Origin of the sequence: Brevibacterium sp. LS14 (assembly GCF_012027885.1) — a bacterium.
Taxonomy (GTDB): domain Bacteria; phylum Actinomycetota; class Actinomycetes; order Actinomycetales; family Brevibacteriaceae; genus Brevibacterium; species Brevibacterium casei.
In genome coordinates this window covers 1-12,510 of the sequence record NZ_SJXG01000046.1, presented here as the reverse complement: position 1 = coordinate 12,510, position 12,510 = coordinate 1, and the positions used below count along the sequence as shown (strand labels likewise).

Below are 12,510 nucleotides of genomic sequence, written 5' to 3'. Positions count from 1 at the left end.
GTCGTGGGTAAGAATGTGGTGCGTCAGTGCTTCGGGTGATCGTGCTCGCCGAGGCTGTCGGCCGTGCCGTCGTCGCCGGCCACGTCGTCGCCTCCGCCCCCGGCAGAGCTGTCCCCGGCAGCGCCGCCTCCATCGCTCGCGTGGCGGCCGATGTGCTCGCCGAGGTTGCCCGGGCCGAAGGCGTCGGGGAGGACGACGGCCATCGTCTCCCGACCTGCCGGCATGTTGAGGACGAGGTCGGGCCCGCCGTGCTCGAAGAGCAGCTGTCGGCAGCGCCCGCAGGGGACGAGCGTCCTGCCCTGACCGTCGACGCAGTCGAAGGCCACGAGGCGTCCGCCCCCGGTCATGAGGAGGTCGGAGACGAGCGAGCACTCCGCGCACAGGGTCACCCCGTACGAGGCGTTCTCGATGTTGCAGCCGCTGACGATCCGACCGTCATCGACGAGCGCGGAGGCCCCCACCGGGTAGGCCGAATACGGTGCGTAGGCCTTCTCCATCGCCGCCACCGCCGAGGCGCGCAGGAGGTCCCACGTGTCCTCGGTGAGGTCAGCGACCTCGACGCGCCGCTCGGGTTCGCTCCACATCGGACCGTCTCCGGTCGTCGGCTCAGACATCATGGCTGTCCTCCACTCTCCTCGTCGCGTTCAGGCTCTCACATCTCCATCATCACGACTTCACGTACGGCACGCCTTCGGCCGCCGGCGGGCGAACCCGACCGACGAATCCGGCGACGGCGAGGATCGTGACGATGTAGGGCAGCATGAGCAGCAGTTCGTTGGGCACGGGCGTGCCGATCGACTGCAGTGTGTTGCCGAGGCTCTTCGAGAACCCGAAGAGCAGGGCCGCGAAGAGCGCGCCCTTGGGGTTCCATTTCCCGAGGATCATCGCGGCCAGGGCGATGTAGCCCTGCCCTGCCGACATCTCCTTGCCGAAGGCCAGGCCCGAGCCGATCGTGAAGAAGGCACCGCCGAGACCGGCGATGGCTCCGGCCATGATCGTGTTGCGCACGCGCGTGTAGTTGACCTTGATGCCCACGGTGTCCGCGGCCTTCGGGTGTTCGCCGACCGCACGCATCCGCAGACCCCACTTCGACCGGAAGACGAAGATCTGGAGGGCGATGACGACGACGTACATGATGTAGACGAGGATGTTCTGGTCGAAGAGCACCCGTCCGAGGATCGGGATGTCCGAGAGCAGCGGGATCGGCAGGTTCGGCAGCTTCTGCCGCGCGTTCCACAGCTCCGGGTTCTCCGTGAGCACCGTCGAGTAGAGGAAGCTCGTGAGGCCGACGACGAGGACGTTGAGGACGACGCCGATGATGATCTGATTGACCCAGTACTTCACAGCGAAGAACGTGAGCACGACGGCGACGAGCGCACCGGCGATGGGTGCGGCGATGAGTCCCGCATACGGATTCTTCACGACCGAGGCGACGACCGCGGCGAGGAACGCCCCGGCGAGAAGCTGGCCCTCGATGGCGATGTTGATGATGCCCGAGCGCTCACCGATGAGACCGCACATCGCGCCGAAGATGAGCGGCACGGACAGCGCCAGTGCTCCGGCGAGCAGCGTGGTCATGGGGATGACGCCGCCGCTGCCGCCTCCGGCCCACGCCAGGAACGCGAGGACGAAGACGACGCCGAAGGTCATCGGGAACCACGAGTCGAGGTGACGGCGCCCCACCGCGAACCACACGGCGACAGCAGCCATGGCGACGAGGACGAGCGAGAGGACGAGACCTGCGACCTTCGAGGGGATGACGAGGTCGGGGATCGCGAAGAAGTCACCGCTCGAGGCGATCCGGAACGTCGTCTCACCGGCCCGGCCGATGATGCCGAAGAAGATGAGCGCGATGAGCGCGAGGACGGAGTAGACGATCGGGTACTTCCATGCGATCGGCGCGAGCACCTTCGTCGGGGCCCCGGTCGGGGTGTCAAGAGTCTGTGCGCTCATCTCAGGACTCCTTCCGCTTGAGCACCGGCGCAGGCAGGTGGAAGATCGACCTCACGAGCGGCGGGGCCGCGATGAGCAGGACGATGACGGACTGGACGACGAGGACGATGTCGATCGGCGTGCCCGTCTGCGACTGCATGAGGTATCCGCCGGCCTTGAACGCGCCGAAGAGGAGTCCGGCGAAGAACGTGCCCAAGGGCTTCGACCGGCCGAGCAGGGCCACGGTGATCGCATCGAAGCCGATCGACCCGGCGATGCCGCCGGTGAGCTTGTCCTCGGTCCCGAGCACCTGTGCGGCACCGCCGAGGCCGGCGAGGCCACCGGCGATGACCATGACGAGGACCGTCACCTTCGCCACGGAGATGCCCGCTGTGCGCGCGGCGTGGGGGTTCGCACCCACGGCCTTGAACTCGAATCCGATGGTCGAGCGCTCGAGCAGCCACCACACGAAGATCGTCGCGAGGATCGCGAGGATGAACCCGAAGTGGAGGCGGAAGGGCGGGGGCAGAAGGAGGAACATCTGCGCGGATTCGTCGATCGCGCGCGACTGCGGGTTCGCCGACTGGGTGTGCGTGAACCACGACTGCTTGAGCAGGTAGCCGAGCAGGTAGCCGGCGATCGAGTTGAGCATGATCGTCACGATCACCTCATTCGCCCCGGTCTTCGCCTTGAGGACGCCGGCGATGCCCGCCCAGATCGCACCGCCGATGATGCCGCCGAGAGCGGCGACGAGCATGTGGACGACGGGCGGCAGCGGCAGTGCGTAGCCGAGGAAGCCGGCGACCGTGGCACCGAGGATGACCTGGCCCTGGCCGCCGATGTTGAACAGTCCCGAGCGGAACGCGAGCGCGATGCCGAGGCCGGTGAGGATGAGCGGGGTGGCGCTGACGAGGGATTCGGTGAGCGGGCGGATCGCGCGCTCAGGGGTGCGGGCGTTCCAGTCGAAGACGGCCCCGCGGAAGAGCGCGGAGTACGCGTCGCCGACGGTGGAGAAGACCGTGGAGAAGAAGGCTCCGGGGGCGGAGAGGATGTTCTTCGCGGCGGCGACGACCTCGGCGTTGGCGACGGCGATGAGGACGCCGCCGACGAGGAGGGCGAGGACGATCGCGAGCAGGGAGACGAGCCACGATCCCGAGAGGATCTCCTGGAGGAGCGTCTGCTGCCTGCCCGGCTTCGCCTCGGCGGTCGGCGGCGGGGCCGGGGAGGGCGCGGCCGGGGAAATGTCAGTCGTCATTCGGTCTCCTCCGCCGAGGTGGTGGCTGAGTCTGGGGTCGTCGTCGAGGCGGCAGGGTCGGCAGTGCCCGTGCCCGCTGACGACATGGCCTCCTCGGCGGGGACACCGGCCATCATCAGGCCCAGCGCCTCCCGGGAGGTCTCGGGTCCGACGATGCCGACGATGCGCCCGGAGTACATCACGGCGATCCGGTCGGCGAGTCCGTAGACCTCGTCGAGTTCGGTCGAGACGATGATGCACGGGGTGCCGGTGTCGCGTTCGGCGATGACGCGCTTGTGGACGAACTCGATCGATCCGACGTCGAGGCCGCGGGTGGGCTGGCTGGCGATGAAGAGGCGCAGCTCGCGTCCGAGTTCGCGGGAGAGGACGACCTTCTGCTGGTTGCCGCCCGAGAGCGTGGCGATGGGGTCGGCGACGCTGCCGAGGCGGATGTCGAACTCGTCGACCTTCTTCTTCGCCTCGGCGGTGATGACGGAGGGCCGGAGGTTGAGGCCCTTCGCGTACGGGGGACGGTCGTAGACGTCGAGGATCATGTTCTCGCGGATCGCGAACTCGGCGATGATGCCGTCGGTCGAGCGGTCTTCGGGGACGAAGCCGATGCCGGTGCCCAGCCGGTCCTTGACGCTGGCGCCGACGAGGTCCTTCCCGTCAAGGGTGATCGTGCCCAGGCGCGGTTCGGTGAGCCCGATGATCGTCTCGGCGAGCTCGGTCTGCCCGTTGCCCTGGACGCCGGCGATCGCGAGGATCTCGCCGCGGCGGACGTCGAAGCTGACGTCGTCGACGACGACGTTCTCGGCCTTGTCGACGACGGTGAGCCCGCGCACCTGGAACGTCGCGTCCCCGGGTGCGGCAGGGGTCTTCTGCGTCGTCAGGGACACCTCGCGGCCGACCATCTGGCTGGCGAGCTCCGCCTCGGTGGACTCCGGCGACGCCTCGCCGACGATCTTCCCGCGCCGGATGACCGTGATCGAATCGGCGATCGCGCGGACCTCGCGCAGCTTGTGGGTGATGAAGACGATCGAGGTGCCCTGCTCCTTGAGCTGGCGCATGATCGAGATGAGCTCGTCGGTCTCCTGCGGGGTGAGCACGGCGGTGGGCTCGTCGAGGATGAGGATCTCCGCGTCCCGGGAGAGAGCCTTGATGATCTCGACTCGCTGCTGCGCACCGACGGGGAGGTCCTCGATGAGGGCGTCGGGGTCGATGTCGAACCCGAACCGGGAGGAGATCTCCCTGACCTTCGCCCGCGCCTCGGCGAGGTCGATGATGCCGAGGCTCTTCGTCGGTTCGTAGCCGAGCGCCACGGATTCGGCGACGGTGAACACGGGCACGAGCATGAAGTGCTGGTGGACCATGCCGATGCCCGCGGCCACGGCGTCACCGGGTCCGGCGAAGGTCACCGGCTTGTCGTCGATGAGGATCTCTCCCCCATCGGGGTCGTAGAGACCGTAGAGGACGTTCATCATCGTCGACTTGCCGGCGCCGTTCTCACCGAGAATGGCGTGGATCTCGCCCGGTTCGACCGTGAGGTCGATGTGGTCGTTGGCGACGAACGATCCGAACACCTTCGTCATCCCGCGAAGCTCGAGTTTCACTGCTCGACGCTCTCCTCACACACTTGAAAACTGCAGGGCCGAAAGACTTCGACCCTGCAGTTTACCCCGCTGATCACTTAGGCGAGTTCTCCGACTCGACCTTGATGGTGCCGTCGATGATCTGCTGCTTGAGCTCGTCGACCTTCGTCTTCACGTCCTCGGGGACCTCCTTGTCGAAGTCGTGGTACGGAGCGAGTCCCACGCCTTCGTTCTCGAGGGTGCCGACGTAGGGCTCGGAGGTGAACTTGTCCTCGGTGCCCTCCTTGACGGTGTCCTCGACGGCGTTGGCGATCTCCTTTACCACCGAGGTGAGGATGATGTCGCCGTACTCCGTCGACTCGTAGCCGTCGGTGTCGACCCAGATGAGCTTGACGTCGCCGGCTTCCTTCGCGGCTGCCGCGGCACCGAGGCCGACGGGGCCGGCGACGGGCATGACGATGTCGGCGCCCTGGGAGATGAGCTGCTTCGTCAGCTCCTGGCCCTGGCCCTGGTTCTCGAAGTCGCCGGAGAACGAGCCCTCCTGCTTGGCCTTGTCCCAGCCGAGGAGTTCGACGTTCTTGCCGTTGTCGTCGTTGAACTTCTTCACCCCGTCGGCGAAGCCGTCCATGAAGACGGTGACCGAGGGGATCTGGATGCCGCCGAAGGTGCCGACCTTGCCGGACTTCGACGTGGCCGCCGCGACATAGCCGGCGAGGTAGGCCGCCTCGGCGGTGTTGAAGACAAGCGGCTTGGCGTTCTCCAGGGTGACGGGGTTGCCGTCGGCGTCGGAGAACGTCGAGTCGATGAGCGCGAAGTTGAGGTCGGGGTTGGCCTCGGCGGCGGACTGGATCGCATCCTCGAGGAGGAAGCCGACGCCGAAGGTGAGGTTGCAGCCCTGCTGGACCATGTTGTCGACATTTGGGGTGAAGTCCGCGTCGCCCTGCGACTCCGCGAGCTTCTCCTGGATGCCGAGGGTCTCCACGGCCTTCGTCAGACCCGCACGTCCCGACTGGTTGAACGACTGGTCGTCCCAGCCGCCGGAGTCGGAGACCATGCAGGCGAGGTAGTCCTCGGCGTTCGTGCCGCTGTCGCCGGAACCGCAGGCGGAGAGGGCAAGGGCGGATACGGCGACCATGGAGACCGCAGATGCGAGCTTTTTCAAGGTTTACTCTTTTCTCGAAGAACCGACACCGGCGACGGTGGAGGACCACCGGCCGACTCGTCACGAAGATGTGAAACCACTGGGTGATCGGTCACACTTCGGTGAGTTTTCGGCCAGTCTAATGCACGTGAGCCTTGTCTCACGCGCGTCTACCATCCGGATGTCCGACACCGATATGAAAACGCAATGTGGCGTCCGCCGTGCTCTACCCTTGACTCTGTTATGGCACATCTTCTCGGGGCCGAAGCCCTGCACCTCGAATACCCGACCCGCATCGTCTTCGACTCCGTGACCCTCGGCGTCGACACCGGGGACATGATCGGCATCGTCGGCCGCAACGGCGACGGAAAGTCGAGCCTGCTCGGGATGCTCGCCGGCACCATCACCCCTGACGCGGGACGCGTGACCTACCGCGGAGGCCTGCGCCTGGGGATGCTCACGCAGCGCGACGACCTCGAGGACACGGCGACCGTGGGCCACTCCGTCGTCGGGGACCGGCCCGACTACGAGTGGGCAGGCGATGCGAGGGTCCGCGACATCATCGCGGGCCTCATCTCCGACCTCGACTGGCAGGCGCCGATCGGCAGCCTCTCCGGCGGGCAGCGCCGCCGCGTCGCGCTCGCCGCGCTCCTCGTCGAGGACTGGGACCTCATCATCCTCGACGAGCCGACCAACCACCTCGACGTCGACGGCATCGCGTGGCTGGCCCGGCATCTGCAGAACCGCTGGCCGAAGAACTCCGGTGCCCTCCTGCTGGTCACCCACGACCGCTGGTTCCTCGACGAGGTGTGCACGAAGACGTGGGAGGTCCACGGCCGCATCGTCGAGCCCTTCGAGGGCGGGTACGCCGCCTACGTCCTCCAGCGCGTCGAACGCGACCGGATCGCCGCCGCCACCGAGGCGAAGCGTCAGAACCTCATGCGCAAGGAGCTCGCGTGGCTGCGCCGCGGTGCCCCGGCCCGGACGTCGAAGCCGAAGTTCCGCATCGAGGCGGCCAACCAGCTCATCGCCGACGTCCCCGAGGTGCGCAACCCCATCGAACTGAAGAAGATGGCCACCGCCCGCCTCGGCAAGGACGTCGTCGACCTCCTCGACGTGTCCGTGAGCTTCGGGGACAGGAAGATCCTCGACGACGTCACATGGCGCATCGGTCCCGGCGAGCGCACCGGCATCCTCGGACCCAACGGCGCCGGAAAATCGACCCTGCTCGGCCTCATCGCCGGAACCCTCGAGCCGAGTACCGGTCGGGTCAAGCGGGGCAAGACCGTCGAGGTCGGCGTCCTCGACCAGCAGTTCAAGGACCTCGCCGAGATCGGGGGTCGTCGGGTGCGCGACGTCCTCGCCGAGGCGAAGACGACCTTCACGATCGAAGGCAGGGACTTCACGCCGGCTCAGCTGCTCGAACGCCTCGGCTTCGCGCGCGAGCACCTCTCGGCACGGGTCAACGACCTCTCCGGTGGGCAGAAGCGGCGGCTGCAGCTCCTCCTTCTGCTCATGTCCGAACCCAATGTCATCATCCTCGACGAACCCAACAATTCGATGGGTTGTTCGTTCCGGACGCCTCGATTCTACCGTCGTGGCAGGGCAGCGTCACACCCCGTTGCTGGGTGTCGTACCCGTGCGAGGCGGGTTGTACCGTGCCGCACCGCGCTGGTCGGGAAGGGTGGTCGCTGATGGCTACACCTCTTCTGGGGGCCGAAGGGCTGCACTTGGAGTACCCGACGCGGGTGGTCTTCGACTCGCTCTCGGTCGGGATCGAGGAGGGCGACCGGATCGGGATCGTCGGTCGCAACGGTGACGGCAAGTCGAGCCTGCTGGGGATGCTCTCGGGGCAAATCGAGCCGCAGGCGGGTCGGGTGACCCGGCGCGGCGGCGTGCGGTTCGGCGTGCTCGGTCAGAGTGACGACCTCGATCCGGAGGCCACGGTCGGGTACTCGATCGCCGGCGACGCGCCGGAGCATGAGTGGGCCAGCGATGCCCGCATCCGCGATGTGATCGGCGGGCTGGTCCCGGATATCTCCTGGGATGCGGTGATCGGCCGACTCAGCGGAGGGCAACGGCGGCGCGTGGCCCTCGCTGCCCTGCTGGTGGGCGACTGGGAACTCATCGCTCTCGATGAGCCTACGAACCATCTTGATGTTGAGGGCATCGCCTGGCTGGCCGAGCACATGAAGCGACGCTGGCCCAAGAACAGCGGCGGACTGCTGGTCATCACGCACGATCGCTGGTTCCTCGATGAGGTCTGCACCGAGACGTGGGAGGTGCACGACGGCACGGTCGAGCCGTTCGAGGGCGGCTACGCCGCCTACGTGCTCCAGCGGGTCGAGCGAGATCGGATGGCCGCTGCGGCCGAGAGCAAGCGGCAGAACCTGATGCGCAAGGAGCTGGCGTGGCTGCGGCGAGGCGCTCCGGCGCGCACGTCGAAGCCGAAGTTCCGGATCGACGCGGCCAACGAGCTGATCGCTGACGTGCCGCCGGTGCGCAACCCCATCGAGCTGCAGCGGGTCGCGGTGGCCCGGCTGGGCAAGCAGGTCGTGGACCTGGAGAACGTGAGCGTGAGCTTCGGGGATCGGAAGGTTCTCGATGACGTGACCTGGCGGATCGCTCCGGGTGAGCGCACCGGCATCCTGGGCGCGAACGGGGCGGGCAAGTCCACACTGCTCGGGCTGATCTGCGGCACTCTGGAGCCGACCGAGGGTCGGGTCAAGCGAGGCAAGACGGTGCAGGTCGGCATCCTCGATCAGCAGTTCTCCCAGCTCGCCGACATCGGCGGCGACCGGGTGCGCGAGGTCCTGGCACGCACCAAGACCACGTTCCAGATCGACGGCAAGGACCTCACGCCGGCGCAGCTGCTCGAACGGCTCGGCTTCGCCCGCGAACACCTCTCGGCACGGGTCGATGACCTCTCCGGCGGGCAGAAGCGGCGGCTGCAACTGCTGATGCTGCTGCTCAGCGAGCCAAACCTGCTGCTTCTCGATGAGCCGACGAACGATGTTGACGCGGACATGCTCGCGGCGCTGGAGGACCTGCTGGACTCGTGGCCTGGCACGTTGATCGTGGTCTCTCACGACCGCTACCTGCTGGAGCGGGTCACCGACCAGCAGTATGCGATCCTCGACGGCGGGTTGCGGCACGTGCCCGGCGGGGTGGACGAGTATCTGCGGCTGCGAGCCGCACAGGAGCAGCAGGCCGTGACCCCGTCGCCGATGAGCGCTCAGAGCAGCGAGGAGAAGACGGCGGCGTCGTCTTCGGCTTCGGAGTTGTCGGGTGCGGAGCGCCGGGCGGTGCAGAAGGAAATCGGCGCGATCGAGCGCCGGCTGGAGAAGCTGTCGGGAAGCATCGAGCGCATCCATCAGCGTCTCGCCGACCACGACCAGAGCGACTACGAGGGCTTGCAAGGCCATACCGATGAGCTGCGCCAGGCAGAGGACGAGGTCGCCGAGCTCGAAGAGCGGTGGCTGGAGCTGTCCGAGTCGATCTCCTGACGGGCCAGGGCTTCCGTCCCGCATACATGGGTTCGCGCCTGCCGCTTCGTGAGTGACAGGCGCGAACTGTGTATCGGGGAAGGTCGGGTGGTTAGTCGAAGGGCGGATCGTCTTTCTCGGTCTCGGCATCGCCGTCGATGCGCCGGGCATCGGCGATGCTCAACTCGTACATCGACCCTCGCACGCAGTCGTCGAGGACGGGGCCGGTGAGGATGCCTGTGGCGACGTGGACGGTGACCCCGGCTCGGTCGAGAGCGTCGCCGGTGCGCAGGTTGGCCACGGGGGCTCGGCCGAGGCGCCATATCTCGGCGACGATCACGTCGGTAACCTCGCCCTTAGCGGCCGGGTCGAGGAGCTGGGCGAGACCGGGGCCTGTGTGGCCGGCATCGGTGAAGACGCCGTCCTCGGTCAGGCCACGCTCGTGCAGATACTCCCGGCAGTCTTCTGCCTGCTGGTTGGTCTGCGCTTCGCTGTCGGTCGCGCTGCGCAGGTAGAGAACCGCCTTGGTCATGACGCACCCCCTGCCATGATCGGGGCGGAGGAGACGCCCTGTGCCTGGCGCCGCTGGCGTCGCTCGGTGTGCTCGTGGATGCGCACGCGGGCGAGCAGGACCAGGCTGACGGGGCCGATCCAGAGCATCTTGAACGCTGACCAGATCGCGATGAGCACGACGAGGTTGAGCCAGCCCGGCCCGCCGTCACGGATGATGACGGTCAGCAGGCTCGCGGTGTAAAAGTATGGGATCGCGAGCAGCATTGCCGGGAGGCCCCACTTGAGGCCGTGACGGGTGCGGACCTTGTCGAGCACGATGTTGGTCGGCATCCATCGGCGCATGAAGATGCGGATGTGGATGCTGGCGAACCAGATGAGTCGGAACATGATGCCTCCAAGCACGTAACTGTGGTGAGGCAGTACGTGTGGAGTGTCCCGGAGGACGGCCCCGAGGGGGCCTACATGGTGAGGGGTGAATCTGCCTCTGTGCTTCTCACTCTACGCCGCACGTACGACACGCGGTAGCCCCCGTCGGCCGTGCTCGGTCGCTGGCGGTGCACCTTGCCCGTGACTGTCTGGGAAGGGGCACAGATCATGGCGAAGCTGGCAGAGCAGGCGAAGGGTGAGCAGCAGGCGCGGATGATGCTGTCGATGATCGCCGAGCCCGACGACGCGGCCACCGGCCGCGTCCTGCACCGAGTCGGCGGGGTCGAGACGCTGCGGCTGCTCGAAGACGACCAGGCCACAGTACCGGAGATGAACCGCGCCGATGCGATCGCCTGGCGCAACCGCGTCGCCCCGCGCATTGAGGGCGACATCCCCGCCCGTGTCGCGGATGCGGAACGAGCCGGTATATCCACGCTCATCCCGACCGATACGGACTGGCCGCACTCGCTCAACGACCTCGGCCCCCGCGCCCCGTACCTGCTGTGGACGCGTGGGGCGACATCGCTCCTTTCCGGTGCTCTCACGGATCGGGTCACGATCACCGGCTCCAGAGCCGCCAGCGAGTACGGCGTGCAGGTCGCCGGGCACCTCGCGAGCGATCTCGCGCACCACGAGCGCACGATCGTCGCCGGTGGCGCCTATGGCATCGACGCCGCAGCACACCGCGCTGCGCTGACCGCAGGCGGGAGCACGATCGCGGTGCTGGCCGGCGGCGTTGACCGCCCTTATCCGGCTCTTCGTAATTGAGAGTGTAGATCGGTGATTCCAGGACACGGCGAGTCGCTGCGCGGATAGACGTCGAGGTCTTCCGATGATGGAAGTTCTCACACAATCCATCCGAAAGACCTCGACGTGGCCAAGCCTACTTTCTCGACCCCTGACCTCACGACATTCTGCCGACTCGACACCCTCGATCTGACCTGCACCGGCCAAAACATCACCGGGCACAAGGCGATTCTGGAATGCCGGCCCAACACTGCTGATGACTGGTGCCGTCGGTGCGGTGGCCACGGGATCGTTCGCGATACCGTCGTCCGCCGTCTGGCCCACGAACCTTTCGGCTACCGACCAACCACGCTTCATCTTCGCCTCCGCCGTTACAAATGCGTCGAGTGTGGCCGCGTCTGGCGTCAAGACGCCACAGCCGCGGCACCACCACGAGCGAAGATCTCGCGAACCGGCCTCGACTGGGCGTTGCGTGCCCTCGTCATCGATCACGACACCGTGTCCGTCATCGCTGCGAAACTCGCAGTGTCCTGGCACACCGCGAACTCCGCCGTCCTCGCTGAAGGTCAGCGGTTGTTGATCAACGACCCGACTCGTTTCGACGGGGTCAGCGTCATTGGTGTCGACGAGCATGTATGGCGGCATACCCGGCGTGGCGACAAGTACGTCACCGTCATCATCGACCTCACCCCGATCAGCGAGGGAACAGGCTCGGCACGTCTGCTCGACATGGTGGCTGGCCGTTCGAAGCAGGTGTTCAAACAATGGTTGAAAGACCGACCGAAAGACTGGCGTGAGGGCATCGACGTCGTCGCGATGGACGGATTCTCCGGCTTCAAAACAGCCTCAGCTGAGGAGCTGCCCGACGCTGTCGAAGTCATGGACCCCTTCCACGTCGTCAAACTCGCCGGTGATGCCCTCGACGAGGTACGTCGCCGAGTTCAGCAAGAGACAACCGGCCATCGCGGACGAGCAAAGGACCCGTTGTACCGGGCAAGAAGAACTCTGCACACGGGCAGCAGCTTACTCACGACCAAGCAGCAGGAAAGAATCGCGAACCTCTTCGCTGACCCGAACTTCACCGAAGTCGAAGTCACCTGGGCCGTCTACCAAGACATTGTCAGCGCCTACCGAACCGCGGACCGCAAAGAGGGCAAGAGACTCTTGCAAACGGTCATCGACGCCCTGACAACGAATCTGCCATCCGAACTTGTCGAGCTCAAACGGTTAGGACGAACGTTGAAGCGTCGAGCTGCTGATGTGCTCGCGTTCTTCACCCGACCGGGAACGTCGAACGGTCCCACTGAAGCGATCAACGGCAGACTCGAGCATCTACGCGGGTCCGCGCTGGGATTCCGCAACCTCACGCATTACATCGCGAGGTGTCTGCTCGAGTCCGGTGGCTTCAGACCGGTTCTACACTCTCAATTACGATGAGCC

At 66.5% G+C, this 12,510-nt stretch carries 10 protein-coding genes and 1 pseudogene; 4 read left to right on the top strand and 7 right to left on the bottom strand.

The annotated features are described in order from the left end of the window. Positions 1-23: 23 nt before the first annotated feature. From EZE58_RS17395 to EZE58_RS07975, 5 genes are all read right to left on the bottom strand, one after another. On the bottom strand, positions 24-614 hold the full coding sequence (locus tag EZE58_RS17395) for a cytidine deaminase (RefSeq protein WP_342474466.1): 591 nt from the start codon (positions 612-614) through the stop codon (positions 24-26). Positions 615-666: 52 nt separating this feature from the next. Then, positions 667-1,953 (bottom strand): ABC transporter permease, encoded by a 1,287-nt coding sequence (locus EZE58_RS07990; protein WP_009376052.1) that lies wholly within the window; start codon positions 1,951-1,953, stop codon positions 667-669. Position 1,954: 1 nt separating this feature from the next. After that, positions 1,955-3,187, bottom strand: a complete 1,233-nt coding sequence (locus tag EZE58_RS07985) for an ABC transporter permease (protein ID WP_009376054.1) — start codon at positions 3,185-3,187, stop codon at positions 1,955-1,957. Then, a complete protein-coding gene (locus EZE58_RS07980) occupies positions 3,184-4,779 on the bottom strand; it encodes an ABC transporter ATP-binding protein (protein ID WP_063250524.1) in 1,596 nt (531 codons plus the stop codon). The genes EZE58_RS07985 and EZE58_RS07980 overlap by 4 nt, the downstream gene beginning before the upstream one ends. Before the next feature lie 73 nt (positions 4,780-4,852). Further along, on the bottom strand, positions 4,853-5,920 hold the full coding sequence (locus tag EZE58_RS07975) for a BMP family ABC transporter substrate-binding protein (RefSeq protein ID WP_223289936.1): 1,068 nt from the start codon (positions 5,918-5,920) through the stop codon (positions 4,853-4,855). 222 nt (positions 5,921-6,142) lie between these two features. Here EZE58_RS07975 and EZE58_RS07970 point away from each other — a divergent pair. Continuing rightward, a pseudogene (locus EZE58_RS07970) lies at positions 6,143-7,450 on the top strand (ABC-F family ATP-binding cassette domain-containing protein); the annotation flags it as partial. A 143-nt stretch (positions 7,451-7,593) separates the two neighbouring features. Further along, on the top strand, positions 7,594-9,405 hold the full coding sequence (locus tag EZE58_RS07965; RefSeq protein ID WP_167560223.1) for an ABC-F family ATP-binding cassette domain-containing protein: 1,812 nt from the start codon (positions 7,594-7,596) through the stop codon (positions 9,403-9,405). A 91-nt stretch (positions 9,406-9,496) separates the two neighbouring features. On the opposite strand, the gene EZE58_RS07960 is transcribed toward EZE58_RS07965, so the two are convergent. Continuing rightward, positions 9,497-9,916 carry a recombinase family protein gene (locus EZE58_RS07960; protein WP_006214186.1) on the bottom strand — a complete coding sequence of 140 codons (420 nt, stop codon included), beginning with the start codon at positions 9,914-9,916 and terminating at the stop codon, positions 9,497-9,499. Further along, the gene (locus tag EZE58_RS07955; RefSeq protein ID WP_006214184.1) at positions 9,913-10,284 is read right to left on the bottom strand and encodes a hypothetical protein; all 372 of its coding nucleotides are present in this window, start codon (positions 10,282-10,284) and stop codon (positions 9,913-9,915) included. Before EZE58_RS07955 ends, EZE58_RS07960 begins: the two co-directional genes overlap by 4 nt. A gap of 207 nt (positions 10,285-10,491) precedes the next feature. Here EZE58_RS07955 and EZE58_RS07950 point away from each other — a divergent pair, with 207 nt between their 5' ends. Continuing rightward, complete coding sequence (locus EZE58_RS07950; RefSeq protein ID WP_240941201.1) at positions 10,492-11,091, top strand: DNA-processing protein DprA; 600 nt, start codon at positions 10,492-10,494, stop codon at positions 11,089-11,091. A 105-nt stretch (positions 11,092-11,196) separates the two neighbouring features. After that, the gene (locus EZE58_RS07945; protein ID WP_167560104.1) at positions 11,197-12,507 is read left to right on the top strand and encodes an ISL3 family transposase; all 1,311 of its coding nucleotides are present in this window, start codon (positions 11,197-11,199) and stop codon (positions 12,505-12,507) included. The last annotated feature ends 3 nt before the right edge of the window (positions 12,508-12,510 follow it).

Excerpts from the sequence above, each read along its gene's own strand:
- EZE58_RS07950 (WP_240941201.1), top strand. The coding sequence starts at position 10,492 with ATGGCGAAGCTGGCAGAGCAGGCGAAGGGTGAGCAGCAGGCGCGGATG.
- EZE58_RS07955 (WP_006214184.1), bottom strand. The coding sequence starts at position 10,284 with ATGTTCCGACTCATCTGGTTCGCCAGCATCCACATCCGCATCTTCATG.
- EZE58_RS07990 (WP_009376052.1), bottom strand. The coding sequence starts at position 1,953 with ATGAGCGCACAGACTCTTGACACCCCGACCGGGGCCCCGACGAAGGTG.
- EZE58_RS17395 (WP_342474466.1), bottom strand. The coding sequence starts at position 614 with ATGTCTGAGCCGACGACCGGAGACGGTCCGATGTGGAGCGAACCCGAG.
- EZE58_RS07960 (WP_006214186.1), bottom strand. The coding sequence starts at position 9,916 with ATGACCAAGGCGGTTCTCTACCTGCGCAGCGCGACCGACAGCGAAGCG.
- EZE58_RS07965 (WP_167560223.1), top strand. The coding sequence starts at position 7,594 with ATGGCTACACCTCTTCTGGGGGCCGAAGGGCTGCACTTGGAGTACCCG.
- EZE58_RS07985 (WP_009376054.1), bottom strand. The coding sequence starts at position 3,187 with ATGACGACTGACATTTCCCCGGCCGCGCCCTCCCCGGCCCCGCCGCCG.